This window comes from Leptothoe sp. EHU-05/26/07-4, assembly GCF_043421015.1.
GTDB classification, from domain to species: domain Bacteria; phylum Cyanobacteriota; class Cyanobacteriia; order Phormidesmidales; family Phormidesmidaceae; genus Leptothoe; species Leptothoe turfae.
In genome coordinates, this window is sequence record NZ_JAXSQV010000008.1 from 242,294 (window position 1) to 266,648 (window position 24,355).

The 24,355-nt window shown below is 48.3% G+C and carries 20 protein-coding genes, 1 pseudogene and 1 riboswitch; of the genes and pseudogenes, 4 read left to right on the forward strand and 17 right to left on the reverse strand.

All coding sequences use genetic code 11. The features are described from left to right. Window positions 1-278 precede the first annotated feature (278 nt). The 10 genes from U2F10_RS34420 to hoxU form a co-directional block, all read right to left on the reverse strand. Window positions 279-518 carry a HypC/HybG/HupF family hydrogenase formation chaperone gene (locus tag U2F10_RS34420; protein ID WP_163697965.1) on the reverse strand — a complete coding sequence of 80 codons (240 nt, stop codon included), beginning with the start codon at window positions 516-518 and terminating at the stop codon, window positions 279-281. 17 nt (window positions 519-535) lie between these two features. After that, the gene (hypF, locus tag U2F10_RS34425) at window positions 536-2,857 is read right to left on the reverse strand and encodes a carbamoyltransferase HypF (RefSeq protein WP_499874672.1); all 2,322 of its coding nucleotides are present in this window, start codon (window positions 2,855-2,857) and stop codon (window positions 536-538) included. 22 nt (window positions 2,858-2,879) lie between these two features. Next, window positions 2,880-3,362 carry an adenosine-specific kinase gene (locus U2F10_RS34430; RefSeq protein ID WP_499874673.1) on the reverse strand — a complete coding sequence of 161 codons (483 nt, stop codon included), beginning with the start codon at window positions 3,360-3,362 and terminating at the stop codon, window positions 2,880-2,882. Between the two features lie 79 nt (window positions 3,363-3,441). Then, window positions 3,442-4,188 (reverse strand): hydrogenase nickel incorporation protein HypB, encoded by a 747-nt coding sequence (gene hypB, locus U2F10_RS34435; RefSeq protein WP_499874674.1) that lies wholly within the window; start codon window positions 4,186-4,188, stop codon window positions 3,442-3,444. 15 nt (window positions 4,189-4,203) lie between these two features. Further along, entirely contained in the window at window positions 4,204-4,545 is a 342-nt protein-coding gene (gene hypA / locus U2F10_RS34440) for a hydrogenase maturation nickel metallochaperone HypA (RefSeq protein WP_163697973.1), read from the reverse strand. Further along, window positions 4,527-5,042 carry a hydrogenase maturation protease gene (locus U2F10_RS34445; protein ID WP_163670462.1) on the reverse strand — a complete coding sequence of 172 codons (516 nt, stop codon included), beginning with the start codon at window positions 5,040-5,042 and terminating at the stop codon, window positions 4,527-4,529. The genes hypA and U2F10_RS34445 overlap by 19 nt, the downstream gene beginning before the upstream one ends. Before the next feature lie 69 nt (window positions 5,043-5,111). Beyond that, on the reverse strand, window positions 5,112-6,554 hold the full coding sequence (locus U2F10_RS34450; protein ID WP_499874675.1) for a Ni/Fe hydrogenase subunit alpha: 1,443 nt from the start codon (window positions 6,552-6,554) through the stop codon (window positions 5,112-5,114). 48 nt (window positions 6,555-6,602) lie between these two features. Beyond that, on the reverse strand, window positions 6,603-7,163 hold the full coding sequence (locus U2F10_RS34455; protein ID WP_163670458.1) for a CBS domain-containing protein: 561 nt from the start codon (window positions 7,161-7,163) through the stop codon (window positions 6,603-6,605). 167 nt (window positions 7,164-7,330) lie between these two features. Beyond that, window positions 7,331-7,879: an NADH-quinone oxidoreductase subunit B family protein gene (locus tag U2F10_RS34460; RefSeq protein WP_499869283.1), complete on the reverse strand. Its 549-nt coding sequence runs from the start codon at window positions 7,877-7,879 to the stop codon at window positions 7,331-7,333. Window positions 7,880-7,936: 57 nt separating this feature from the next. Continuing rightward, window positions 7,937-8,653 (reverse strand): bidirectional hydrogenase complex protein HoxU, encoded by a 717-nt coding sequence (gene hoxU, locus U2F10_RS34465; protein ID WP_499869281.1) that lies wholly within the window; start codon window positions 8,651-8,653, stop codon window positions 7,937-7,939. A 245-nt stretch (window positions 8,654-8,898) separates the two neighbouring features. After that, window positions 8,899-8,983: riboswitch (Glutamine riboswitch) on the forward strand. A gap of 33 nt (window positions 8,984-9,016) precedes the next feature. On the opposite strand from hoxU, the gene U2F10_RS34470 reads away from it, so the two are divergent. Next, a complete protein-coding gene (locus tag U2F10_RS34470) occupies window positions 9,017-9,457 on the forward strand; it encodes a DUF4278 domain-containing protein (RefSeq protein ID WP_499874676.1) in 441 nt (146 codons plus the stop codon). A gap of 463 nt (window positions 9,458-9,920) precedes the next feature. On the opposite strand, the gene U2F10_RS34475 is transcribed toward U2F10_RS34470, so the two are convergent. The 5 genes from U2F10_RS34475 to ppsA all read right to left on the reverse strand — a co-directional run bounded on the left by U2F10_RS34475 (window position 9,921) and on the right by ppsA (window position 15,903). Beyond that, entirely contained in the window at window positions 9,921-11,036 is a 1,116-nt protein-coding gene (locus U2F10_RS34475) for a hypothetical protein (RefSeq protein ID WP_499874678.1), read from the reverse strand. A 124-nt stretch (window positions 11,037-11,160) separates the two neighbouring features. Further along, a complete protein-coding gene (nuoF, locus tag U2F10_RS34480) occupies window positions 11,161-12,783 on the reverse strand; it encodes an NADH-quinone oxidoreductase subunit NuoF (RefSeq protein ID WP_499874680.1) in 1,623 nt (540 codons plus the stop codon). Continuing rightward, window positions 12,780-13,289, reverse strand: a complete 510-nt coding sequence (hoxE, locus tag U2F10_RS34485; RefSeq protein WP_163670435.1) for a bidirectional hydrogenase complex protein HoxE — start codon at window positions 13,287-13,289, stop codon at window positions 12,780-12,782. The genes nuoF and hoxE overlap by 4 nt, the downstream gene beginning before the upstream one ends. Further along, a complete protein-coding gene (locus U2F10_RS34490; RefSeq protein WP_250565185.1) occupies window positions 13,286-13,414 on the reverse strand; it encodes a universal stress protein in 129 nt (42 codons plus the stop codon). Before U2F10_RS34490 ends, hoxE begins: the two co-directional genes overlap by 4 nt. 35 nt (window positions 13,415-13,449) lie before the next feature. After that, window positions 13,450-15,903 (reverse strand): phosphoenolpyruvate synthase, encoded by a 2,454-nt coding sequence (ppsA, locus tag U2F10_RS34495; RefSeq protein ID WP_163659054.1) that lies wholly within the window; start codon window positions 15,901-15,903, stop codon window positions 13,450-13,452. A 251-nt stretch (window positions 15,904-16,154) separates the two neighbouring features. Between ppsA and U2F10_RS34500 the strand changes: the two are divergent. Together U2F10_RS34500 and U2F10_RS34505 are read left to right on the forward strand one after the other, a co-directional pair. Beyond that, window positions 16,155-16,613: pseudogene (locus U2F10_RS34500) on the forward strand (pentapeptide repeat-containing protein); the annotation flags it as partial. A gap of 156 nt (window positions 16,614-16,769) precedes the next feature. Then, window positions 16,770-16,913 (forward strand): hypothetical protein, encoded by a 144-nt coding sequence (locus tag U2F10_RS34505; protein ID WP_499874681.1) that lies wholly within the window; start codon window positions 16,770-16,772, stop codon window positions 16,911-16,913. Window positions 16,914-17,037: 124 nt separating this feature from the next. Here the strand turns inward: U2F10_RS34505 and U2F10_RS34510 are convergent, their stop codons facing one another. Continuing rightward, on the reverse strand, window positions 17,038-17,202 hold the full coding sequence (locus U2F10_RS34510; protein ID WP_163670432.1) for a hypothetical protein: 165 nt from the start codon (window positions 17,200-17,202) through the stop codon (window positions 17,038-17,040). A 574-nt stretch (window positions 17,203-17,776) separates the two neighbouring features. Here U2F10_RS34510 and U2F10_RS34515 point away from each other — a divergent pair. Then, on the forward strand, window positions 17,777-21,964 hold the full coding sequence (locus U2F10_RS34515; protein ID WP_499874683.1) for a TIR domain-containing protein: 4,188 nt from the start codon (window positions 17,777-17,779) through the stop codon (window positions 21,962-21,964). 92 nt (window positions 21,965-22,056) lie between these two features. On the opposite strand, the gene U2F10_RS34520 is transcribed toward U2F10_RS34515, so the two are convergent. Next, the gene (locus U2F10_RS34520; RefSeq protein ID WP_499874684.1) at window positions 22,057-23,130 is read right to left on the reverse strand and encodes a GNAT family N-acetyltransferase; all 1,074 of its coding nucleotides are present in this window, start codon (window positions 23,128-23,130) and stop codon (window positions 22,057-22,059) included. Window positions 23,131-24,355: the final 1,225 nt, after the last annotated feature.

Consider the following 24,355-nt stretch of genomic DNA (forward strand, 5'->3'; position numbering starts at 1 on the left):
TATGCATGTCCAAAATGGTTGTCTTGGCCATGTTTAGAATTCTATACTAGGAGAGTCAACCATATGCCCACACCATCTTTGCGGTTGTGAAGGAGACTTTTTATGGGCATGACTCTGTCCCGTACTAAAGTGACCTCCATGCCTATCTGCCCCAGCTAAAGAAAGTTCTAAACAGTGATTCCCTGATCTTTCCCTCGGGCGAGGCTTTACCCCTTTGTTGGTTTGATTCGGCATATCGTCAACATATGTCCATCCCTGATATAGCAGTACATACTTGATTAATCCGAGTTGGCACTGGCTGCAATCTGTTGAAGATAGGTCAGGGTTTGTTCTGCTTCTTCTAAATCAAGTTTGCTAATGGCAAATCCTACATGGACCACTACGTAGTCACCGGCCTGGGCTTCAGGTACATAGGCCAAGCTAACTTCTTTGACTACGCCTCCAAAACTAACTCGGCCCATGCGAGATAGATCCTCCCCTTTAATACTGATGATTTTTCCGGGTACGGCCAGACACATCGTTGTTCTCCTAAGGGTTAGACAGACATAGACAGATGACGTAATGCACCGATTATCTGCCCAACGGCAATCCCACCATCATTGGGCGGCACACGCTGATGCCAGTGGGGGGTGAATCCTGCAATTTGTAAATGTTGAATGGTCTGCTCACTGAGAAGTTTGTTTTGAAAGCAACCGCCGGTCAATATGATATTGGAGTTGTTGATGAGTTTTGCGATCGCAGTCACAATTTCCACCAACGTGCGGTGAAACTTGGCAGCCACCACCGTTGTCGCCACCCCCTGACCCTGATCATGAATGATTTTTCGCACCATCGGTCGCCAGTCAATAATGTAGGGTACAGTACTTGAAATTATAAAAGGATAGCCTCGCTGAACCATTGTTTCAGCGGCGGCAAACTCCAGGGCCAACGCCGCCTGGCCTTCAAAACTAACAACTCGATGTAAATTAAGCAGTGCCGCCACGCCATCAAAGAGTCGCCCCATGCTGGAGGCCATAGGCGTATTAATTTTGTTAGTCAGCATTTGCTGTAGAACAGTCCGTTGAGATGCTGAGAATTCTTGTACGGGAACTAAGTCATCGCGCTCAAATGCCACGTCGCCATAACAGCCATAAAGCAGACCCAAAGCAGACCTTCGAGGTTCTCGGCTACACAATTCCCCCCCAGGTAGAGGAAAGGGTAACAAATGGGCAACTCGTTCAAAACCAGACATCGTAATCTGGAGAAATTCTCCTCCCCAAACAGTTTGATCAGGACCATACCCCATACCATCCCAGGCAACGCCCAGGATCGGCGCACCTAGGGAATGCTCAGCCATACCCGCGAGAACATGGGCATAGTGATGCTGTACCGAGATCACGGGCACAGCCCATTGCTCAGCCAAAGTATGGGCCAGTCGCGTAGAGCCATAGTCCGGATGAAGATCACAGGCAATGGCCGTCGGCTGACAGGTATAGAGAGAAAGCATGTCAGTCACGGTGTGTTTCAACCGTTCCAGGGTTCGTGGGGCATCCAAATCACCAATATACTGACTCAGCACAATGTGATCGCCTGAAAACAGAGCAATTGCGTTTTTGAGGTGAGCACCCAAGGCTAAAATACGCGTGTCAGAAGCCACTAGACCAGACAGCGAAATCACCTGGGGTGCATAGCCTCGACCATGACGTAACACCTGGCATTTGTCGTGGATAAGTTGAACAACAGAGTCATCAACCGGACGTTGGATGGGACGATTGTGGACCAAGAAACCATCTGCCACGGGAGCTAGTCGCTGACAGGCATCTTGTTTAGCAATACAAATAGGCTCCCCGGAAAGATTTCCACTAGTGGCAACAACAGGAGAGGTCAACGTCTGAAGGAGAAGATGATGCAGCGGTGTGGTCGGCAGCATGACCCCCAGACGATCCATCTTGGGTGCAATATTGTTGGCTAGGGAAGAACTCTCTAATCGTTTTGGCAAAAGCACAATTGGAGCCTGGGCTGAGGACAACAATTTAGCAGCGTCTGCGGAGACCTTACAGTCCTGGTGAACCTGTTCTAAGGTAGGGTACATTAGGGCTAGCGGTTTATCAGGGCGTTCTTTACGCTGTCTGAGACGGTCCACAGCACCATGGTTTTGGGCATCCACTAGTAATTGAAATCCACCCAACCCTTTCAGCGCAACAATGTCACCCCGACGTAGCATGGCGATAGCCAAGTGTAGCGGGTTGCCAGACTGCTGTGGTCCTTTTTGTTGTTCTTTTATCCAAAACTCTAGATGCGGACCACAAACAGCACAGGCATTGGGCTGAGCGTGAAAACGGCGATTGTCAGGCTGGGTGTATTCAGCCTGACAATCTGCACACATGGTAAAGTTCGCCATCGTTGTGTGGCAGCGGTCATAGGGCAATATCCGGATAATGCTAAACCGAGGACCACAGTGGGTACAGTTGGTAAACGCATAGTGATGGCGACGATTATCAGGGGAAAGAATATCTTGCAAACACTCAGCACATGTGGCCAGGTCTGGCAAAATTTGGGTCTTAGTAGCCTTGCCCACAGCCTCAGAAGGCCAGATGTGAAACCCCCCTATTACCCCCTGCGCTGGTAGGTCCTGTTGCTCTAGTGCTCGAATCACTACATGGGGTGGCACGTCCTGTTGTAGCTCTTGAAAGAAAATCTGTAATGTCTTTTCAGGCCCCTCTATTTCAATCACGACGCCCTGGGAAGTATTTTTCACACCACCCGCCAGACCTAATGCTGTTGCCAGCTGATACACAAATGGCCGAAAGCCCACTCCCTGCACAGTCCCTCGCACAGTCAGGTGACTTCGACAAAGGGAAGGCGTTACCGGCATCATGACTGTTCCAACTTCATGTTTTTTATAGCTTATAGCCAATTTGTCGTAGAAATTGTTGGCGCTCAGCCACATCCTGCGACGCCTCTACTCCCTTGGGCGCAAAACCATCAATAACGCCCAAAATGCCACGTCCCTGGTCGCTGGTGGCGATCACCACCTGGACCGGATTGGCCGTAGCACAGTAAATGCGACAAACCTCTGGACACTGTTTAATAGCGTTCAGCACATTGACCGGAAATCCTTGCTGCATAACAATCACAAAACTGTGACCTGCGCCCATCACTTTAGCATTTTCAACTGCCACTGTCTGTAGCGACTCACTATTCCCAGCTGCGCGAATCAAACAGGGGCCGGACGCTTCGCAAAACGCTAGACCAAACTTGATCTGGGCAGAGGCATTGACCATGACTTCATAGAGATCCTCTACGGTTTTGATAAAATGGCTCTGCCCCAAAATTAAATTGCTATCGCTGGGCAAGGTTAAATCAACAAGTGTTAGTTCCATTGATAATTCCAAAGAGTGATGTATTTAGGGGGCGGTATGAAAATGCAGTCCCGGCTAAAGGTGATAGCAGAAATCTCACTTAACATGCATTCACAACAGGGTTTACCTTGTCATGGCATTGAAAGATGGCCTGTCCTATGTAAGCATAAAAACTGGCTAACCCTTCACCAGTGGTAGCAGAAAGTTCAAATACTAAAGCTTGGGGAGTAATCAGATGTAGATGGTGTAGTGCTTCATCACGATTAAAGCCTACAACTTTAGCTAGATCAATTTTGCTAATGATAACAGCGTGAGCGGACTTAAAAAGGGTGGGATATTTCAGTGGTTTATCTTCTCCCTCAGTCACAGACATCAACACCAGGCTCAGGTCTTCTCCTAAGTCATAGGCAGCAGGGCAAACCAGGTTACCTACATTTTCAATGATGAGTAAATTTAGGTCATCCAAACCCAGTTGTCGTGCGGCCCGACCAACACCTTCTGCTTCTAGATGGCAGAGATTTCCTGTGTTAATCTGTATAACTTTCTGACTGGTTTGACGCAGCCTTTTGGCATCACGATCAGTAGCCAGGTCACCGACAATCACACCTGGTTTCACCTTTCCATGTAGGCGGTCTAATGGATCAGCTCCCGCAATTAAGTCACGGTCGTTGAGGATACGCTGAATCAGCGTTGTCTTACCCGCCCCTGGAGACGACAACATATTGATCACCAGAAGATGCTGCCAAAATGCCCGATTATGCTCGGCATAATGATCGTTCTTCTCTAATACATTCTGATGTAACGACAAAATCTGCCGGTCATGCTGACAACCACAATGTCCACACATACTAAATGCACCTCCTTATGAAATTTCTAAGGACGTGAGTGCTAAGGTTTTACCTTGACGAATGTCCGTACTCAATTGATGACAGCGTGGACATGTATACACCCAGTCTGAGGGCTGAAATAGCTGTTGGCATGATGAGCAATAGCACTTCACGGGTATTGGTATAAGCTCTAGCTCGGCCTTTTCTGCCAGGGTACCGCCACTGACCACGTCAAATGCAAATGCCAGAGCATCTGGATCCACCCCTGACAATTCTCCTACCTGGAGTTGGATACGATGAATCTGTCGAGCACCCTGATCTTGCGCATGGTCTAAGGCCACAGATAAAGCAGCCTGTATCAGGCCAATTTCATGCATGGGGCTGGTTGTCGATAGGTGACTAAGAATTGCTCAATTGACCTCAAGGCGCGATCGCAACCTTGATGGGCTTTGGATGAAAGCTGACGTCCTAAACCACAGGATTCAATGGGAATTTGCAATAGCCAAGCCTGGGGATGATGGTTATACAGCCGCTGGGTGAGATTGAGTAACGCCAGCGGATCATAGCTGTGGGCTGCAAACGCCATGGACTCAGGTTGCTCGTCGTAGGCAACAATGGGATCAATCTGTACCGTTTGAATACCCTGATTACCACAGGCATCCACAAACATCACATAGTTTGTTTTCGCTAATTCAGCGGTCAGTTCTGGTGTCAGTTGGGGCACAGCCAAGGATTTAACAGCCGGCAAGTGCCATTCGGCCACCACCATCGCAACCCAAGGACCAACGGCGTCGTCTCCGCATAGTTCATTACCGTAACCAATGATTAAAAAGTCATATTCAAGCGTTGTTAATTTTTGAGTCGATGGCAGCATAGGACCAGCCTCGTGTGTGCTCTGCTTTTTCTTAAAGCTATTAAAAAGATATGAGGATCTTATGAAGTCTTAACGGTAACATTCAGCCAGCAGCTGCCCCTCTGCACTGATCAACTGGAGCTGCAGCGGCATTTTGCCAAAGGCATGGGTAGAACAGCTCAGGCACGGATCAAACGCACGAATACCCGCCTCTACACGATTTAGCATGGGTTCTGGAATCTGGGGACCGTGAATATAATGACGGGCAATCTGGGCAACCGTACGATTCATGGCCAAATTGTTCTGTCCCGTAGCAATAACTAGGTTGACGTAAGTTAATAAACCCGTGTCATCAATTTTATAATGATGAAACAAAGTACCCCGTGGAGCTTCCCCGACGCCGATAGCTTCATGTTGATTGACATCGGCTCTGGCTCTGAGATGATGGCTCTGTAGGTCTGGATCGTCCAGGGCAAGCTCAATTCGTTCAAGACAGGTGAGAATCTCAATCAGTCGCGCATAGTGATAGAAAAAAGAACTGTTACCCATATCGTACTGCCGGAAACGTTGCAGCTCAATTTCGGCCAGGGGCGTGCCGATGCGATCGCAAATATTCAACCTGGCCAGCGGCCCTACCCGATACAGGCCATTTTCTAAGCGACAATGTTGCGTCTGATCAGGATATCCCAAAGGTTTATAGTAAGGTGACTTTAAATAGGAATCTGGCTGCACCGCCTCACCGATGAAATCTCTGTAATTACTGGGATCTAGCTGATCCCCAAGAATGTTGCCACCGCTATCGACCACTCGCAAACAGCCATCATAGTGCTCCCAGGTACCATCAGCACCAACTAAGCCCATAAACAAACTGGGAAAATTACCAAAGATATGAACCTCTTCTTGAAAGTCTTCCAGTAGTTTCTTAAATAGGGTGAGCGTTTCTAAGATCGTTTTTTTAGCCTCAGATAACTGCTGACAAATTTGCTCCCGCCCAACCCGTGACAGACTGCTCCTAACACCTCCTGGGACAGCCCAAGCTGGATGAATCTTGCGTCCCCCCAGTTGTTCAATCACGGTTTGACCAAACTGACGTAGCCGCACTCCCCCCCGAGCTAGTGCAGGCTCAGTTGCCATGACCCCAAATACATTACGTTGAGCCGGATCACTCTCCCAGCCCAACAAGAGATCCGGACTGCTCAAGTGAAAAAAACTCAGAGCATGGGACTGAATAATCTGTCCCAAATTCATTAATCGCCGTAACTTCTCTGCCGCTGGGGGGATTTGCACTGCCAGTAGACGATCACCAGATTTAGCCGATGCTAACAAATGACTGACAGGACAAATGCCACAAATACGAGCCGTAATTCCTGGCATTTCCCAAAAAGGGCGACCCTCACAAAACTTCTCAAATCCACGAAACTCAGTTACATGAAATCGAGCATCTGCAACCTCTCCCTGATCATCCAGATAAATCGAGATCTTGGCATGCCCTTCAATCCGAGTAACCGGGTTAATGACAATTCGTTTGCTCACCGCACCGATAGTTCCTCAGGCTAACTACGAAATGACCGTCCACTCACTTCAACCTTTTGGATATACAGGCGTTCCAGGCAAAGTCTCTCCAGTATTTGCTTGAATTTCCTCCAGCACCTGCCAGGCAATATCACATTCTTGCTGGATCTGCGCATCTTGATCATCAATGACACGAGCATGCTGAAGAGCTTCATTGACACGTCGGGATAGATCATCCTTGGATAAGGCTCCTGGATTACCTTTCATTAAAATATCCGTCATTGAAACAATCCCTAAGAGCTGTTCATTTTCAATCACAGGAGCCCGATGAATCCCGGACTCGGAGAAAATTTTGGCAGCTTCTTGCAATGTTGCCTCCATCGGCATACAAATACAGGGGCGTCGCATGATTTGGTCAACACGCACAAAATGAGGTGATCGCCCCTTAGCAATTACGTTATAAACAATATCTCGTTCCGTCAAAATGCCATAGGGACCTTGCTCATAAAATTCTTCTACGATTAGCGATCGCACTCGCTTAGTCCGCATCAGCCAAATAGCATTTTCTACCGTAGCCGAACTGCGAATGACAACAACCGGCTTGGTCATAATATCTTTAACAAATAACATGATCGCCCTCCCTCAGCGGTGACTCCAATACAAACAGGTGCCCTACCCCTTATTTTTATGTCGAAAGTGTGAGGAACCTGTGAGGAAATCCCCTATTCAGGCATTTATTTCGTAGATAAGTAATGGGGTAATGGGGTGATGATTGAAGGGCAAGCGCTTTACTTCACCTAGCCAAATTTAATCAGTTCAGGACCTATCAAATGCGGTTGTTTCCCCTGTAGCAAATGCCCCAACACAGCTCGAATCCGTTTAGCATCCGGTGGACAGCCAGGTAAATAACAGTCCACCGATACCACCTGGTGAACAGGTATGACCTGGTTTAGCAAGGTGGGAACCAGATCTCCATAGGGCAATTGAGGTTGAACATCTGCCTCTAGATAAGCGCGGTTGAGAACAGAGTCGGCTGACTCCGATGCACCTAGGATGTTGCGGATGGCCGTGACATTGCCAGTGATCGCACAGTCACCAAAGGAGACGAGAAATTTGGTGCGATCGCGAACCTGATGGATCATGTCTAGATGGTCTTGGTTTGCGATCGCACCCTCCACCAATACCACATCCACACCGTCAGGATAGGTCTTAACATCCGCTAGGGGGCTGTAGACTAACTCCACCTGACTAGCCAGCTCAAATAGCCACTCGTCCAGGTCGAGAAACGACATATGACAGCCAGAACATCCCCCTAGCCAAACCGTTGCCAGTTTAAGTTTTGCCATGGTCTATAGACTCGCAATATATGTAGAAATTTTGAGGAACTTGGGAAGGCAGTCTGTTTATCTAATCCACTGTTGTTGCTGACGAGCCGTTGTAATAAAGCTAAGCTGGTCTCGATCATGCTGCATTTCCCCAACCGTTGAACCCCGATGAAATAAGGCTCCTGTCGGACAAGCATTCACACACTTACCACAGGAGGTACAGCTACTCGACTCTCCCCAAGGTTGGTTCAAATCGCTAATCACATGGGATGTATGGCCTCGCCCAGCCATATCCCACGTATGGGCCCCTTCCACCTCATCACAAACTCGGATACAGCGCGTACAGAGAACACAGCGATTGTGATCAATCCCAAAACGAGCATGGGAAATATCTACCTTACGGTCTGGAAACTGATAGGTAAGACCAACATGATCGATCCCCATTTCCACCGCTAAATCTTGCAATTCACAATTACCATTGGAGACACAGACCGCACAGACATGATTACCTTCAGCGAGCAGCAATTCCACAATGGTGCGTCGATAATGGTGTAGTCGCTCGGTATGCGTCTGCACCACCATAGCTTCCTGCACTGCTGTCGCACAGGCAGGTAAGAGCTTAGACGCTCCTTTCACTTCCACTAAACACAGGCGACAGGCTCCTACGGTAGATAATCCCTTTAAATAGCAAAGGGTAGGAATTGCGATCGCTGCATTTCTAGCAGCATCTAAGATAGTCTCTCCCCCACGGGCACTAATCAATTGATTATCAATGGTTAGAGTTTTAACAGACATTGGAGATTAGTGTGAAAATAAAGTGCTAGTAAACGTCAAATGGAAGCGATATTACTCTTAAGGAGATAAGATGTAGACCCTAGGGACGATACAATTCTGATTCCAGGTTATTTTAAAACGTTGAGAAACTTATGAAGTTTTTTGACCTCAGTGACTATTTTCTCACTCTTATTTATCTAAGTGTCAATGTGTAAACATCTTAGATAAAACATCAAACTACATAAGATAATAAGGATGTAGGATAAATCGTTCATCTCTTTGATGGTGATTTTTCTGATAGGGAAACACCAACAGAGACGGAAGTAGGGAGTCATCCCGAAGGAACGCGCCTCTCTTCTCTACACAGTCTAAGGAGGCGGCACTATGTTAAAGTATCGTGGTGTTTCTTATAATTACCAGCCTACAGAGTTGGGCACTCGCCCTACAGGTGATGTGGGGAAATATCGTGGCCAGGATATTCAATTTAAAACTGTTGAAAATCCTCCGCCTGCGTATCCCTTTGAGGCTAAGTTGGTTTATCGGGGTGTACCTTACACAGTTGGTGAAACAATTGCTGAATCAACACCCATAACCACTGTTGCTGACACAGCTCCTGTTGAATTTCTGTCGATTAAGGCTTGGATGCGTGGCCTTGTTATGAAACATCTGCGCAACATTCGTCGGCGTGAACACTCTATGCTGGTTCGAGCTGCTAAAGATGTCGGTCTACCGATGGAAAATGCTGCCGAATATGAAAGCCATATTCAAGGGAAAATTCCCCATGACTTTGCTGGTTATGACCGCAGTAAATCGGCCATGAGTTGAAAGGTCTGGCTCAGCCATGAGTCTCATGAGACATACCGTTTCTATCGCTAAACTGCCAGGCCCCCTTAAGGGTAAGTGGTAAAGCTCCTGAGTCCAATGTCCTTAAGGGCGTTGGACTTTTCTTGAGGGTTGAAATGATATGCCTGGTAAGGATTCAACACGACAGGTTTAACCTTTTAGCCTGATAAAAACAGTTTCAACTTATCTTTCTCCGGGAGAAGGAGGATGCTATGAGCTTGATACGTTTTAGTCGTTTGTTAGCTGCGACTGTGATTGGGTTGCTGGCATGTGTGTCACCTGTGAGTGCGGACTCCCGAGATAGCACTCTCCATATTCTTATATGGCTCCACTCACCAACTGATAACGGGGTTACTACCAACAATGCAGAAAAGCCAAATGTCCTTAAGAACAGTGGACTTTTCTGTATCGTTGGTAGTAATCTGTCTGGTCAACGCAACCGGTTTCAACTTAAACGTATTTTAGGAAATCGTAGAGTGGAATATTCTCCTCCCCCCTGGCCGCTAAATTCCAATACCCGAGCACCATCAGCTACCCTATAAATAGAGCCCTTACAGAAGGGAAAGAGAGCGAAAATGACATAGATCCTGGTGTACCAAGAATTTTCATGTAATAGTGCAATCTCATTATCACCAATGCTCAATGTTGTTTCAACGATATAGTCCTGATTATGGGCATAAATCGTTGCATCCAAAGGAAACTTCTGTTGAGCCTTGGGGTCCAAGCACCAATGGTGATGCTGCCACTGTAATTGGCCTTCCCTAGCCCAAAAGCGAAACGCTTGTTGAACACCCTCGATGGGAAAACTAAGGTCTAGATAACTTAAGTCTTGAGAATGATGATAGGTTTGCCAAACCCATTGAACACCAGTTTTTTCGTCTGACATAGCAGCAAAATCCCAGCCGCCTGCCCAAAATAGCCATCGCCCAAAGGAATTTTCGCGATAGCCATGGCCAACAATTTCAAAAGTTACTTTTTGCCTTAAGTCTCGAATATAGCCAGAGACTTGAGTTCGAGGCCAAATGACATCAACTGTCCATTGTTCCCATGGCAGGAGCCCCATATCTCGACCGGTAATGGGCGTAAATACTTCGCTGCCATGGGAAGAGTGATTTTGCCAATCTTCTTGTACGGCCAGCTGATACTCAATATCATGGGTGCGCCCTGCTATCTGTAGACTATTATTGGGTTTCACGTGGAAAGTAGCCTGGAGATTACTGACATCATCCTGGGCGGTGAGGGATTTGGTATCGGTGGAAAGTTGAGCCTGATCGAAATCGAAATGTAGGAAATTTGCGATTTTGTGACCATGAGTGAACATGCCTGCGATCGCAACACTCACACCACTCGGCAACAGTGTAAATCGTTTTAACCAACGTACTCTTTGCGCAGTTGGATCAGCTAACACATAGCCAATGGATCCAGTAAAGGTTCCTCCATGGTCATGGATCATAAAATAATCCCATTCCAGTCTTAAGCGACTGAAAATGCCAAACGCCTGCCGTGGGGGCTGCAAAATATGCCACCCTAACTGTTTGTCTGTACTAGGTGTTGTGGACATGAATTTTTCCCGTAACCATAGAGCCCTAAACAACTGAACCCACCTATGAAGCCATTGTTTGTAATGCCTAATGATCTCCCCCCTGTTCCGCCAGGTCTGATAAGGGATGGCCCATGGTAAAATCTCAGGCAGACACTTCAACACCCCCCACCGCCATCGCCGCCAAATATTCATCTCGGAAATATCGCAGCGTACTCAACACTGGATTTGGAGCCGCCTGTCCTAAACCACACAAACTCGTATGCTTCACCACATCACACAGCATCTCCAACTGCTCTAAATCTGCGGGTGTTGCTCGGTGTTCTTTAAACTTTGTCAACAACTGGTAAAGTTGTACCGTCCCAGCCCGACAGGGAATGCACTTCCCACAGGACTCATCCATGCAAAACTGCATAAAAAACTGAGCAACATCCACCATATGGGTATGCTCATCCATCACAATCATGCCGCCTGAGCCCATAATCGAACCCAGTTTTTTCAGCGATTCATAATCCACAGATGTGTCAAAAGCATCCGCAGGAATACAGCCACCGGAAGGCCCGCCGGTCTGCACAGCCTTCACCTGAGCCCCATCTGGGGCACCCTGTCCCATTTCTTCCAAAATCTCTTTGAGGGATATTCCCATGGGTACTTCAATCAGTCCTGCATTTTTCACCTTGCCCGTGAGAGAAAAGACTTTAGTCCCTTTACTCTGCTCAGTCCCAATAGAGGCAAACCAGGCCGCACCATTACGGATAATGGGAGCAACGTTAGCATAGGTCTCCACGTTATTAATTAATGTGGGACACCCCCATAATCCTGACTCAGCGGGGTAAGGGGGACGCGGTCGAGGAATTCCCCGTTTTCCTTCAATGGATGCCATTAAGGCAGTCTCTTCACCACAGACAAAGGCACCTGCACCCATGCGCAAATCAACGCGAAAATCAAAGGGAGAATCAAAAATCTGGCTGCCTAAAAGACCATGGCGCTTGGCCTGACGAATGGCAGTTTGTAGATGATTAATGGCCAGGGGATACTCTCCCCGCACATAGATATAGCCCTGGTTAGCACCGACGGCGTAGGCTGCGATCGCAAGTCCTTCCAACACCCGATGAGGATCACTCTCTAACACGCTGCGATCCATATAAGCCCCCGGATCACCCTCATCCGCATTACACACTACATACTTTTGCCCCGACGGCATTTTTGCCACTGTGGCCCACTTTAATCCGGTCGGATAACCTGCCCCACCTCGACCCCGTAGACCGCTGCGGGTAATCTCATCTACCACCTCGTCGGGTGACATCTCTCGCAAACAATGATAAAGCGCTTCATACCCAGATGCCGCAATATACCCCTCAATCTTTTCTGGATTAATGCGACCACTATTTTCTAAAACAATCCGATGCTGTCTGGTAAAAAATGGACTATCCATCGGCTGAGTTTTGAGATTGCTGCTTTCAGCGTGAGGCGATTGAGTGAGCAATGCCACAATAGCCGCAGACTGTTCTGGCGTCACCTGCCGATAGAGCACATCAGCTACGTCTTCAGATTCCACCCGTACCAATGGCCCCTGACTGCACAACCCCATGCAGCCCACACCCGACACCTGCACCTGAGCGGTTAAATTACTAGCAGCCACCGCCGTTTTCAGATGTTCTTTAACGACAGCACCATTAGCAGACAGACAGCCACCAACCGTGCAACAACAAATGCGACATTTTTTTGGAGCAGCTGATGCAGACTGCCGTAATTGCTCTAAAGTCATGACTTAGATGCAGATAAACAAGTATTCAGACGTGCCGTTACGCTTTCTACGGTTTGATGCCCTTCAAGCCGCTCATCAAAAACCACGGCAGGGGCAATGCCACAGGTACCCAAACAGCGAGCCGTCATCAACGACAGCTGCCCATCAGACGTTGTCTCTCCAGCTTTAATACCCGTAGTTTTTTCCAAAAAGCTGAGCAGCTGTGCCGCCTGTTTTACATAACAAGCTGTCCCCATACAGACAACACAGCTGTGTACGCCTTTTGGAGCTAACGAGAAGAAGTGATAAAAGGTAGCTACACCATACACCTGACTAGGAGGCAGTTTCAGTCGCTGAGCAATGTGCAGCAACAAATTGATATCTAAATAACCAAATAGCTCCTGAGCGCGATGCAACACCTCAATCAGCGCATCTGGACGATACTGATGCCGTTTCATGGTGGCTTCTAACAGGCGTAATCGCTTGTTAGAAGCTGAAGGAGCATGAATGGTGGAGTTAACAGTCATTGATGGTCTACGATGACGTCCTCAGTCTTGTGTTCATGACGTTTGGTTGTATTCGACCCATGGACAACCAGGACTGAACAGGGAGCATGATGCATGACATCATGACTCACACTCCCCGATAGCATCTCACCTCCCTATGCCCCCCTACACAGACAGCTCCCTAGGTCATGGTCTCCGCCTCCATGGCCGCAATCGCTAAGGTGGTCTTTAAGACAGAGTCTGGATTGAGACTAATGGAATCAATCCCCTGCTGCACCAAAAACTGAGCAAATTCAGGATAGTCACTCGGCGCTTGGCCACAGATGCCAATCTTGCGCTGATTCGCCTTCGCCTTCGCAATCACCTGACGCACCATCGCCTTGACCCCAGCACTGCGTTCGTCAAAAAGATGGGCCACCAGGGCAGAATCCCGGTCGAGGCCCAGGGTCAGCTGCGTGAGGTCGTTCGACCCAATGGAGAAGCCATCAAAGATCTGGCTAAACTCATCCGCCAAAATCACATTGTTGGGAATCTCACACATCACATACACCTGTAACCCCTGTTCCCCTCGCACTAACCCATAGCGGGCCATTTCAGTGAGCACCTGCTGCCCTTCTTCGGGGGTCCGACAGAAGGGCACCATGGGAATCAAATTGGTCAAGCCCATGTCTCGACGCACCCGCTGTAAGGCCTGGCATTCCAAGCCAAACGCTTCCCGATAGCGCGGGTCGGTGTAACGAGAGGCCCCCCGCCAACCAATCATCGGGTTCTCTTCGGTCGGTTCAAACGACGCGCCGCCCAACAGATTCGCATATTCATTACTCTTGAGATCGGAGAGCCGAATCACCACAGGCTTGGGATAAAACGCCGCGGCAATCATCCCTAATCCATGGGCCAACTGTTCCACAAAGTAGTCGGGCTTATGGGCATAGAGCGCGGTCAGCTGCTCAATCTCATGTTTGATGGGGCCGACGGCTAACTGGTCAAAGTTGAGTAAGGCCAGGGGATGCACTTTAATGTGGTTGGCAATGATAAACTCCATGCGCGCCAACCCCACCCCATCACACGGAATTTTCGCAAAATGAAACGCTTCTTCGGGATTCCCCACATTCATGAGAATTTGGGTCCGCGTCCGGGGGATGTCATCAATCGCCGTTTCTTCGACCGTAAAGGGCAGGTGTCCCCCATAGACTTTACCCACTTCGCCAGCGGCGCACGTCACCGTCACGCTCACTCCGGTGGCTAGACGCTCGGTCGCGTTGCCACACCCCACTATCGCCGGAATGCCCAACTCCCGGGCAATAATGGCCGCATGGCAGGTGCGACCCCCTTGGTCGGTGACAATCGCACTCGCCCGTTTCATAATCGGTTCCCAATCCGGGTCTGTTCGCTGGGTAATCAGCACATCCCCCGGTTGAAACTCAGCCATGTTTTGCACCGATTGGATCACCCGCGCGGACCCCTGACCAATCATTTCACCCACCGCTTGACCCGTCACTAAGGGCGTCAGGTCGGTGGTATCAGCCTGGAGAACATAATTACGCAGAATCGAGGCTGACGTTTGAGATTGAACCGTTTCCGGGCGCGCCTGCACAATAAACAACTCTCCCGTGAGACCGTCTTTCGCCCACTCAATATCCATCGGCGTGTAGGTGCCCCGCACCTGGGTATAGTGGTCTTCGATGATGCACGCCCACCGCACTAGGGTTAAAATCTCATCATCACTAATCGCATAGCGCTGACGCTCCACCTCCGACACCGGGACATTCTTCGTCAGCTTGCTACCGCCCACGTCGTACACCATTTTGATCTCTTTACTGCCCAGGCGCTTTTTCAATATGGGACGATATCCCTCCCGAAGGGTCGGCTTAAACACTAAATATTCATCGGGGTTCACCGCCCCCTGCACCACATTCTCGCCCAACCCATAGGCGGCGGTGACGAGTGCCGCGTTCTTAAAGCCGGTTTCGGTGTCGATGGAGAACATCACACCCGAGGTCGCCAAGTCCGAGCGCACCATCCGCTGCACACCCACCGACAGGGCCACCGTAAAGTGGTCAAAGCCCTTGATGGTGCGATAGGAGATCGCCCGATCCGTAAAGAGCGAGGCAAAACATTTATGGCACGCCTCCAGCACGCCCTTGACACCATGCACATTCAGGTAGGTTTCCTGTTGGCCGGCAAAACTCGCATCCGGCAGGTCTTCAGCGGTGGCACTCGAGCGGACCGCCACATCCAGCGCTGGATTCCCACTGTCAGCACAGAGGGTCAAGTACGCCTTGGCAATGGCCGCTTCGAGCTCCGGCGGAAAGGGCGTGTCGAGGATTAACGAACGGACGGTTCGACCACAGTGGCGCAGGGCCGTGACATCGTCGATATCTAGATCGCTTAGGTGCGCTCTCAACGCCTCGTCCAGACCGGCCTGCTGTATAAAATAGCGATACGCATCGGCGGTGGTGGCAAACCCAGTGGGCACCTGCACCCCTTGGGGCGTCAGCTGTTGAATCATCTCGCCCAAGGATGCATTTTTTCCCCCCACACAGGGAACATCATCAATCGTAATCCGCTCAAATTCAAGGATAAAGGCGGATTGAGTCGGCGTCGGGGCCAAATTTGCAGGGGTCGTTTGCACCATAAAAACAGAATCCAAAATAACAATCACTAGAAACGGGGGTGACCGTTTCCAATCTGGGTATAAGTCAAGACTTTGAGGAATCTATGAGGATGCCCACCCACGTATCGTTTCATTAACTCCAGACCAGGGGGCAGTCCCTTTTTTGGCATCCATGCAACAATTAAAGCAGGGTAGATGAAAGTCGTCGTCTGCTCGATGGAGTTCTCGTTCAACAGGGTGCAACAGCCTGGCTGTTGACCTAGGAGGAGACTATGAAACGACACTATTTAGCCACACTCCCACTCATGGCCCTTTTGATGGGCGCTCCCCCCAGTCGGGCAGAGGCACCGATTGAGTCAGGCTTGGAGGCACGGGTGGCCGCCAATGTACAACAACTGCTCATCACCAACCACTGTCAACGCTGTTATTTGGTGGGCGCGGACCTCAGTCAAACGCATTTGATTGGCGCGGACCTCCGAGGCGCAGACCTCCGAGGCGCGGACCTCTCCTGGAGTAACCTCGAAGGCGCGGACCTCACCAGGGCCAGCGTGACCCATGCCAATTTGACGGGGGCCTTTTTGACCAATGCCAGTCTGGTCAACGCCAACTTAGACCATGGGAATTTTGCACAGGCTCAGCTCTACTATGTGGATGTGACGGGGGCCTCTATGGAGAACCTCAACCTCGCCCAGGCGACGGTCGTGGGCACTCCCATCAGTATTGGGGGAGGCACGGTACCGGCTGAACCGGGCAACCACCTCCCGATCTTTGTCCCGGATGAGGCGCACCCCCTGGTGCCGCCCCAGAATCTCTGGCTTGTGCCACACCCTCATACCCCTGACATCTTAGATGTCCCCACACACATTATTCCCCATGCTTGAGGGGGTATGAGAGCCCTCCCTTATCCATACCCAGAACCGGCAGATGTTCCCGTAGAGAACTCAGCCGGTTACACCTTGGACGTGATTTATGCTCGAAATATTAGTCATAACAACGTTGGGGACGACGTCATTTCTCCCGTCAAGAAATAGTTCACTACGGCCACAGGACATCCCTTACCAATCGTTACTTAGGTATGCAGAGTTGGCAGCCCATCTGCATTTTCCAGATGGGCTGCCAACCCTTTACTGTAACCACAGTTCCACCTGCTATGGCCTACTGATTAGTCTCTGAAATATCTCCTTCAAAGGGCTGTACCCCCGTTTCAGGATAGTTATCATCACTGGGAGAGAAGAGTCGTTTAGCAGCATCAAATATCCAAACTGTAGATTGCTGAATAGACTGACCAACCGTGCTTACCATTCTTTGTAATGCGCTCATAATAAAGCTCCCTTAATGCAGATAAATTGATCTAGCAATGCTTTTCTTTGTAGGAATATTACAATTCCCAACAGTCTTCTAAAGACTAAACTCTATGGTTAGGCAAAACTGCTATGGCTCTAGAAGAATTATCCTGCTGCTTGTATCAAACAGCGATTGGTTCAGATAACGCCATAAAAGCATCCCTACATGCTCCAAGCGAGTTTTCTAGATGAACACTGGCTACCCCCCTCCCTGATTGTTTAATATCGAACACCTTTTAAGATACAGAGAAAGTTTGGGGATATTGTGAGGACAAATAATATGGTGCAATGAACACGCCGACAGCCCCCCTAGTACCTCCCCATTTACAACCAAGCGTTACGGCCCTCAGGCACTTGCAGCTAAATAACCACCACGTCCCATGCACCCATCTACCCACCCATAGTCCTAGCCTGGGACGGTTTTGTGGGCAATCTAGCACTCTGGTGGTATTTCCTTCAGCCTTTTAGAGCACGCCGTTAAAGGAGTATAGATTGCAACTCTATTGAAACGATATAGTTTAAATACGTCTAACACCAATACATCTTGTATTATGACTCATTACCAAGATGCTTTTATTTCCTATGGTCGGGCAGATAGCAAAGCCTTCGCTACCAAGCTAAATGACCAGCTGGTCGATCAAGGATTAGATGTTTGGTTTGATTTTGAGGATATTCCTCTAGGCGTAGACTATCAAAAACAGATTGACACCGGTATTGACCGGGCTGACAATTTTCTCTTTATCATTTCGCCTCATTCTGTTAATTCATCCTATTGTAGCTTAGAAATTGAGCGGGCCATATCGCGAGGGAAACGGATTATTCCGATCTTACACGTCGAAGAAATTAGCCGAGAAATTTGGCAACAGCGCAACCCCCAAGGTGCAGATGCAGATTGGGAAGGCTATAAGGCTGCTGGGAAACATTCTAGTTTTTTAAATATGCATGCTGCGATCGCAAAAATCAACTGGATTTACTATCGCGAAGGCATTGATGATCTTGACCAGTCCTTTCAAGGACTGTTAGCAATCTTACAAAAACAGAAAAAATATGTACGCCGCCACACCATCCTGTTAAAGCAAGCGCTTTATTGGGAATATCATCAAAAGCAATCTGGCTATTTGCTAATTGGAAAAGAACGGCAAACCGCAGAAGCCTGGCTCACTCAACCATTTAAAGATGAGCAGCCTCCTTGCCTACCAACAAATTTACATTGTGAGTTTATTACTGAGAGCACTAAAAACGCCCATAATCTGATGACTCAGGTGTTTTTAGCCCATGCCGAAGAAGACATTTCTTTTCGGGAACAACTGCGTCAGCGTTTAATACGGGAGAACATTACTGTTTGGACCAACAAAACCGATATTCTCACTGGCACAGACTTTAAACGAGCCCTCAAAGTCGGCATTGAAGAAACAGACAATATAATTTATATTCTTTCCCCCGCAGCCTTAGAGTCCACCTATTGTCAGCGAGAGATTGCCTATGCCCAGTTATTAAACAAACGGATTATTCCCCTGCTGGTTAAACCGTTGGATATGCAGCGGCTTCCTCCCCGCCAACGCTCCCTTCAGTTTATTAACTTTTCAGACAACACCAGCCTCGAACAGTATGAAGATGATATTGCCAAGCTATTACGAATTTTGCGCCATGGGGCCGACTACCACAGCGAGCATAAACAACTACTAGCAAAAGCTCTAAAGTGGAAACGCCAGCATCGCAATCCCAGCATTTTGTTAAGGGGCTACAATTTACGCCATGCTGAAACCTGGCTAAAAGTCGCTCAAGACCGTCCCCAACAAGGGCCTACAAAATTACAGACCACCTTTATTAAAGAAAGCTTACGCCAGCCTCCGGCCCAGTCACTAGACGTTTTTATCTCCTATTCCCGTAGCGATTCAGAATTTGCTCGTCGTCTCAATGATACCCTTCAAATTCAGGGTAAAACCACCTGGTTTGATCAAGAAAGTATTAGCTTTGGGGTAGACTTTCAGCAGGAGATTTATCGAGGCATTGCCTCAACGGATAATTTCTTGTTTGTGATTTCTCCACAGGCCGTAAACTCTCCCTACTGTGCTGATGAGGTCGCCTATGCAGCCAGCCTAAATAAGCGCTTTATTCCTCTATTGTATCAGTCTGTCGATACCCAACAGTTGCCTCCTGAGTTAGCTAAAATACATTGGATTGATTTTTCACCCCAAACCCACGACTTTTTAACTAGTTTTAGCCAACTAGTACGTACCCTGGATACCGACCGCAACCACGTGCAAAGCCATACAAAGTGGTGTCAACTGGCCATTGAGTGGGAACAGAAAGATCGCAGTGCCGATCTGTTGTTACGAGGCAGTGAATTAGTGATTGCTGAAGCCTGGCTACAGGAAGCCGAAATTGGCAAAAAACAGCCTCCTGCCACATCATTACAACAAGCATTTATCCATGCTAGCCGTGCCGCCCAGATGTCTGAAGAGGCTGCTGAACAGCAGCGCCAGATCCACCTACTTCAGCTACAAAAAGAGCGTACCCAAGAAGCAGAAACCCGGCTCGCTGAACAGAAAAAGTATGCCAAACGGCAACGGTGGTTTGTTGGAGTGCTGAGTGTTGCCTTAATCGTCGCCACTGGGTTAGGCGTGGTCGCCTTGATGTTGTTTGGTTGGGCTCGCGTGAGTGAACAACAGGCTAAGACCAGTGAGCAACAGGCTAAAGCCAATGAAGTAGAGGCCATCAGCCATACCTCAGAAGCACTATTTGTCTCCCATCACCAGCTGGAGGCCCTGCAAGCAGCTCTGCAAGCTGGAAGAGAGTTAGAAACAATGATCAATCCCACTGACCAACAGACTATTCCCGTCATTCGGGCATTGGGCTCGGTGCTCTATGGTATCCATGAAGCCAATCGGTTTTCAGGCCATGCCAACCTGGTCTCCGATATTAGCTACAGCCCCGATGGTAAACATTTGGCCTCAGTCTCCTGGGATCATACCCTACGGCTTTGGCGCTGGGATGGCAAACTTTTACGGGTGTTTAAGGGCCATAATGAAGCAATCTACAGCGTTGCGTTTAGCCCTGACGGTCAAACCCTAGCCTCTGCCAGTGGTGATCGCACTGTGAAGCTCTGGGATATCGAGGGGACCCTGCTCAAAACTCTCAGCGGCCACCGCAAGACTGTCCGGGCCGTTGAGTTTAGTCCCAACGGCCAGCTGCTTGGTTCCGCTAGTGATGATGGCGATATCCGCATTTGGAATCGGGATGGTACTCTGCGCCAGACGCTCACAGCGCACCATGGGGGCAGTCCAGTGCTGACACTGGTTTTTAGCCCTGATGGTCAAACCCTGGCTTCTGGCGGCGGAGATGGCACGATTAAGTTGTGGTCCGTCGAGGATAACCAACCAGCAAAACTGTTGTCCGGTCACCGCCAGGCAATCTCCAGTATTGTCTTTAGCCCCGATGGGGCAACCATTGCCTCTAGCAGTCGCGATCGCACTATTCGACTCTGGAATTCTGATGGGACTGCCCGGCAAGAACTCAAGGGGCATACGGCCTCAGTGGATAGTGTAGCCTTTAGCCATGATGGTGAACGGCTGGCATCGGGCAGTCGCGATCGCACTATCAAACTATGGAGTTTGACTGGCCAGTTATTAAAAACATTACAGGGCCACGAAAATGAAGTACAGACAGTCACCTTTAGTCCAAATCATCAACTAGCCTCAGCCAGTGCAGACAACACCATTCGCATTTGGCACACTCAGGAAGACCTGGTAACCGTCCTGGATGAACACAAAGAACCGATGCGGGATGTCAGCTTTAGCCCCGATGGGACCTTAATGGCCGTAGCTGAGGGGAAAAACGATATTAAGATCTGGCACTCTAACGGTACCCTGCTGCAAACTTTAAAAGGTCATAACAATATCGTGCATTCGGTGACCTTTAGTCCCGATGGCCAAACCCTGGTTTCCAGCAGTTACGATCAAACAGCAAAAGTTTGGCAGGTGGGCGCTAATCAACCGGCACACACATTGTCTGGTCATCAGGGACGCGTCTATGCCTCTAGCTTTAGCCCCGATGGTAAAACCTTGGCCACGGCTAGTCGCGACACCACCATTAAACTTTGGGATCTGGAAACTGGTAATCTGCTACAAACTCTTTCTGGTCATAGCGATCGGGTTTATGACGTCACCTTTAGCCCCGATGGCCAATGGTTAGCTTCCACAGGACGAGATACCCATGTTCACCTACGGCAACGACACATGGATGGTAGCTTCGCTAATGAGCCTGCTCGTGTGCTTACCTTAGATGAAGAAGACCGGGCCTGGAATAGAGCGATAGAGTTTAGTCCCGATGGCCAAACCCTGGCAGTGGCAGGCTACGACAAAGCGATTCGCCTGTGGAGTTTAGAGGGAGAATTATCACATACATTAACCGGTCACGGTGCCTGGGTGTATGGCATCAGCTTTAACTCCGATGGCACGTTACTTGCCTCCGCCAGTGGCGACAAAACAATTAAACTGTGGCATCTGGATGGCAAGTTACTATTAACCTTGGCAGGTCACAATGACTGGGTATTTAATGTTGCATTTCATCCCGAACACTCACAAATTGTTTCTGCCAGTGCAGATGGAAAAGTCATTCTCTGGAAATTACAGTTCGAGCTAGAGAACCTGATGAAACATGGTTGTGATTGGGCAAGGTTTTACTTGCACAACAATGTGGAGATGGATGAGAACGCTCGCCAACTGTGTAACGGTTAGGATGCTATTACCATAATCTTTCCGAGATAGGAAGAATGCTAGTAATAACAAGACTGAAAGAAACAATGGAGCTGATGTCGGAGAGCTTAACTCTAGCCTATGGAAACGTACATAGGATGGGGTTTATTGCTTTTAGTCATAGTTGTGTGAATAAAATCTTGTAAGCCAGCAATATCTCTAGCAAGCCCTTTTTCCCTACTTTGTCGATCCAGAATCCGAAATCGTTGAGAATTGATGCTGGCGTATGAATCAATAAATCGCCGATGGGATTTTTCCTTAATTGAGTTGATGGGAATTAGAATAGCGGCTTCGATCACATTGCCAAACTCAAGATTACAAACACTGCCAAAGTAACGAAGCTGATCGCTCGTCTTTAGATAACTATTGAGCAATGATGGCATTGACTGTCCTGTTTTCTTAAGTTGAACCCTAAGAGAATTGAGGGCAGTTTTATCAGAGCCCTCTGCCCATGAAAAATGGGGAAATGAACCATTAAGGGTAGCCGGGTCATGAATTCGACAATGGATCTTAGGGACAACCAACCTGTCTTGAGTCATCCCGTAACGTTGCATAAACGGCAATAATAGCGCTTGGACAGAGTAATAATGGGGTGATGCAATAGTCACTTTGCCAAAAAAATAGTCCATGTCAGGATACTCTCGTATCAAAGCACCCAACCCACACCAGACTGCAAATAGTCCTAGTCTGCGTCGTTGGGCACTACGATTAACAACTGAGCGCCCTAGTTCAATGGTCTTAGGCAAATATTGCTCTAGAAACCGTTGGGAAAAATCAAACAGTTTAGCTGTGGCCAGATCCAGCCTACCGTCCACATGCAGAGCATCACGGCAGAGAATGTAACGATGCATGGAGACAATTTCTTGAGCAACGGGATCCCATACCACGAGCTGACGATAGGGAACCGGTCCATAATCAAAGCAATCGATATCTTTCGGTTTTCCACTGCCACCTCCCTCCCGGCGAAATTCGACTTCTCGAATCCGGCCAATTTCGGTCATCACCCGAGGCGCATCATCCGCCGTTACCAGATAGATCTCTAACCCTTTATGGGTCCGAATCAGCTTGTCTAAAGTCAACTCAGAGGACAAGACCTGTTTGTCAATGGCGTTGGTGATGGAGGGCAGCATTGTCGATGTCGCATTCATTAGTAACACCTTTCAAGTTATAGCGATCAAAGAGGATACCATCCTTAGAAGATGTGCCACTTTACTGGTGAGACGCCAGAAGTCTAGTTGGTACGGATGACATTACCACTAGCTGCGTCCTCAACCACAGCAATCCATAGACTTAAGCCACTGATTAGCAAGGATAACAGTGAAAAATAACAACGTTAACGTTTGTATCAGAGAAGAGATTTTGAAGCACTACAGGAATATGCTGTACACATGAGTTGAAAAGCTCATAGCCACAACACAGGGAGGTCTAACGATAGATATTTCGATAGAATCATCAGAAGGCTCAAAGACAACACCCAAGCACATCACTGATATTTCTTCTTACTTGCACTAGAGAGCCCTGTTTATAGTCAGTTCGCCTGACATTAAATACCTCTAAAAAGTCTTGTTTATTTTAGAAGAGTTCCTCAGCTGAGTGTTCTGGGTGTTGTTGTATTTTAAACCTGCACTCAATCCATAGCTACAACATCCGGGGCTAACACAGGAATACACCGTTAATCCCTGACTCAATCCCTAATCCGCTTACACCGCAGTGATCGCCGACACAAACCAAGCAACCTTGATGGTTGTATAAGCAGACCATAGGCACATCGGATAAAGAGAATGACATGACCCATGGTTAGCTTACTGTGAATTCACAGACAACGCAAGTGAGTGCATAACGTCTTTCAACCCCTACATCTGAGTAGAAAGAGCACTATATTTCTTAACCCTTTATATCTAAATCGAAGCCCCCATGGGTCTTAGCACTTGTGGGATTTCTTATATAGCAGTTATCTCACCGACTAGTACAAGGTAACTGATTTACCCACCCTCATAACCCTTTGAACAATAAGCAGAAAGTTGATTAATCTTTAGGTTTTGGGAATCAACTGTAATGCTTTGACGCTGTCTTTGTAACGGATAAATTGAGTCTAGGCAGGAGGGAGTTTATTAATGAGGAATATGAGACTCTCCTAAAAGAGGATGTCGAGTATGTGCCACTGATATGCACTGCGGAATTTGTTAACCTGTTTATACAGGTTAAGACCTGAAGAAAATTGTAAGCCTACAATAAAACCACTGAGAATTACTTCACACCATGCGACTTGATGGATAAAGTCAAATTAAGGTGATACTCTACACAGATATCTTGATACTACATAGATATTCTTGTTTAACGAGCCATAGATGTCGAATTCCATGTCGACTCGAA

Bases quoted from the DNA above. Each gene is read 5' to 3' on its own strand.
- U2F10_RS34420 (WP_163697965.1), bottom strand. From the start codon at position 518: ATGTGTCTGGCCGTACCCGGAAAAATCATCAGTATTAAAGGGGAGGAT.
- hypF (WP_499874672.1), bottom strand. From the start codon at position 2,857: ATGATGCCGGTAACGCCTTCCCTTTGTCGAAGTCACCTGACTGTGCGA.
- U2F10_RS34430 (WP_499874673.1), bottom strand. From the start codon at position 3,362: ATGGAACTAACACTTGTTGATTTAACCTTGCCCAGCGATAGCAATTTA.
- hypB (WP_499874674.1), bottom strand. From the start codon at position 4,188: ATGTGTGGACATTGTGGTTGTCAGCATGACCGGCAGATTTTGTCGTTA.
- hypA (WP_163697973.1), bottom strand. From the start codon at position 4,545: ATGCATGAAATTGGCCTGATACAGGCTGCTTTATCTGTGGCCTTAGAC.
- U2F10_RS34445 (WP_163670462.1), bottom strand. From the start codon at position 5,042: ATGCTGCCATCGACTCAAAAATTAACAACGCTTGAATATGACTTTTTA.
- U2F10_RS34455 (WP_163670458.1), bottom strand. From the start codon at position 7,163: ATGTTATTTGTTAAAGATATTATGACCAAGCCGGTTGTTGTCATTCGC.
- U2F10_RS34460 (WP_499869283.1), bottom strand. From the start codon at position 7,879: ATGGCAAAACTTAAACTGGCAACGGTTTGGCTAGGGGGATGTTCTGGC.
- hoxU (WP_499869281.1), bottom strand. From the start codon at position 8,653: ATGTCTGTTAAAACTCTAACCATTGATAATCAATTGATTAGTGCCCGT.
- U2F10_RS34470 (WP_499874676.1), top strand. From the start codon at position 9,017: ATGTTAAAGTATCGTGGTGTTTCTTATAATTACCAGCCTACAGAGTTG.
- U2F10_RS34475 (WP_499874678.1), bottom strand. From the start codon at position 11,036: ATGTCCACAACACCTAGTACAGACAAACAGTTAGGGTGGCATATTTTG.
- nuoF (WP_499874680.1), bottom strand. From the start codon at position 12,783: ATGACTTTAGAGCAATTACGGCAGTCTGCATCAGCTGCTCCAAAAAAA.
- hoxE (WP_163670435.1), bottom strand. From the start codon at position 13,289: ATGACTGTTAACTCCACCATTCATGCTCCTTCAGCTTCTAACAAGCGA.
- U2F10_RS34490 (WP_250565185.1), bottom strand. From the start codon at position 13,414: ATGCTATCGGGGAGTGTGAGTCATGATGTCATGCATCATGCTCCCTGT.
- ppsA (WP_163659054.1), bottom strand. From the start codon at position 15,903: ATGGTGCAAACGACCCCTGCAAATTTGGCCCCGACGCCGACTCAATCC.
- U2F10_RS34505 (WP_499874681.1), top strand. From the start codon at position 16,770: ATGAGAGCCCTCCCTTATCCATACCCAGAACCGGCAGATGTTCCCGTA.
- U2F10_RS34510 (WP_163670432.1), bottom strand. From the start codon at position 17,202: ATGAGCGCATTACAAAGAATGGTAAGCACGGTTGGTCAGTCTATTCAG.
- U2F10_RS34515 (WP_499874683.1), top strand. From the start codon at position 17,777: ATGACTCATTACCAAGATGCTTTTATTTCCTATGGTCGGGCAGATAGC.
- U2F10_RS34520 (WP_499874684.1), bottom strand. From the start codon at position 23,130: ATGAATGCGACATCGACAATGCTGCCCTCCATCACCAACGCCATTGAC.